At 52.6% G+C, this 2,135-nt stretch carries 2 rRNA genes (both cut by a window edge); both read left to right on the top strand.

Features of this window, described 5'->3' with window-relative positions:
• Positions 1-97 (top strand): 16S ribosomal RNA (locus tag ACZ6ZO_RS12745); it begins 1,524 nt to the left of the window's first position.
• A gap of 347 nt (positions 98-444) precedes the next feature.
• A 23S ribosomal RNA gene (locus tag ACZ6ZO_RS12740) occupies positions 445-2,135 on the top strand; it runs 1,450 nt beyond the window's last position.
• Together the 16S and 23S rRNA genes form the textbook arrangement of a ribosomal RNA operon.

Genomic DNA, 2,135 nt, shown 5'->3' with positions numbered 1-2,135 from the left:
ACCTTTGTGGGGGGAGCTGTCGAAGGTGGGATCGGTGATTGGGACGAAGTCGTAACAAGGTAGCCGTACCGGAAGGTGCGGCTGGATCACCTCCTTTCTAAGGAGCTTATTTTTGTGACACGCAGTTGCGTGTTTGTGCCAGCTGAGTCGCCGTGTGTGTGGCTGTTGGTTTTATTTATCGGGTGGACGCCAGCTAGCCATCGATATGGTGGTGGTCGGCATGATCGAAAAACAGATAATTAGTGTTGGGTGTTTGGTGCGCTGTTGGGTGTCTGGGGCAATATGTGTGTTGTTCCTTTTTCTGGCCTGGTGTGCTGCCACTGTTGTTGTGGTGGTGGCTGGTGGGTTGGGTGTGTTGTGTGAGAACTGTATAGTGGACGCGAGCAATTTTTTTCATCTTTATTTTTTGTTTAGTGTTTTAGTATTGTGTGCCTTGTTTATGGTGTTTTTGTTACTTAAGGGCGCACGGTGGATGCCTTGGCAATCCAAGCCGATGAAGGACGTGTAAGGCTGCGATAAGCCTCGGGGAGTTGCCAATAGAGCGTTGATCCGAGGGTGTCCGAATGGGGAAACCTGGCTACAGTGATGTGTAGTTACCTGCCCATGAATTCATAGTGGGTGTGGGGGTTACGCGGGGAAGTGAAACATCTCAGTACCCGTAGGAGAAGAAAACAAGAGTGATTCTGCTAGTAGCGGCGAGCGAACGTGGATTTTTGGCTAAACTGCATGCGTGTGATACTCGGCAGGGGTTGCGTGTGTGGGGTTGTGGGGATGAACTTTTTCCAATACTGCCGTGTTGGTCGTGTGTTTGTGTGTGTTAGGGGAAGTGGTGTGGAAACGCCTGCCGTAGACGGTGATAGCCCGGTACCTGAAAATGCATGCTGCGTGCGTGTTTGTTTCCCGAGTAGCAGCGGGCTCGTGGAATCTGCTGTGAATCTGCCGGGACCACCCGGTAAGCCTGAATACTTGGATTGACCGATAGCGGATGAGTACCGTGAGGGAATGGTGAAAAGTACCCCGGGAGGGGAGTGAAATAGTACCTGAAACCGTGTGCTTACAATCCGTCAGAGCCTTTTTTTGGGTGATGGCGTGCCTTTTGAAGAATGAGCCTGCGAGTCAGCGGCATGTCGCGAGGTTAACCCGTGTGGGGTAGTCGTAGCGAAAGCGAATACTAACGAGTGTGTTTAGTGGCATGTCTTGGACCCGAAGCGGGGTGATCTACCCATGGCCAGTGTGAAGCAGCTGTAAGAGGTTGTGGAGGCGCGAACCCACTTAGGTTGAAAACTGAGGGGATGAGTTGTGGGTAGGGGTGAAAGGCCAATCAAACTCCGTGATAGCTGGTTCTCCCCGAAATGCATTTAGGTGCAGCGTTGTGTGTTGCTTGCTGGAGGTAGAGCTACTGGTTGGTTTAGCGGGACTATCATCTTAGCGACGTCAGCCAAACTCCGAATGCCGGTTTAAGTTAGCGCAGCAGTGAGACTGCGGGGGATAAGCTTCGTAGTCGAGAGGGAAACAGCCCAGATCGCCGGTTAAGGTCCCTAAGAGTGTACTAAGTGGAAAAGGATGTGGGATCGCTTAGACAGCCAGGAGGTTGGCTTAGAAGCAGCCATCCTTGAAAGAGTGCGTAATAGCTCACTGGTCGAGTGGTTCTGCGCCGACAATGTAGTGGGGCTCAAGTACACCACCGAAGCCGCGGCAAACATTTGTTGTTTGGGTAGGGGAGCGTCGTGCACGTGTGGAAGCAGTAGGGTGACCTGGTGTGGAGTGTGTGCGAGTGAGAATGCAGGCATGAGTAACGATTGATAAGTGAGAATCTTATCCGCCGGATGACTAAGGGTTCCTGGGTCAAGTTCGTCTTCCCAGGGTGAGTCGGGGCCTAAGGCGAGGCCGACAGGCGTAGTCGATGGATAACGGGTTGATATTCCCGTACCCGAGTGTGTGCGACCATGGTGAATCAGTGATACTAACCGCCCTGATCGTCTTCTGCGTCCTTCGGGATGTGGTTGGTGTGATGCGTGGGGCCTGATCTGGTAGTAGCTAAGTGATGGGGTGACGCAGTGAGGTAGCCGAGCCACTTATTGGATTGTGGTGTAAGCGTGTAGCCTGTGGCCTAGGTAAATCCGGGACCACGTATG

The sequence above is a fragment of the Corynebacterium sp. NPDC104732 genome (assembly GCF_055583565.1).
The sequence above is the reverse complement of the archived record's forward strand: the minus strand, read 5'-3'. Positions and strand labels throughout refer to the sequence as shown.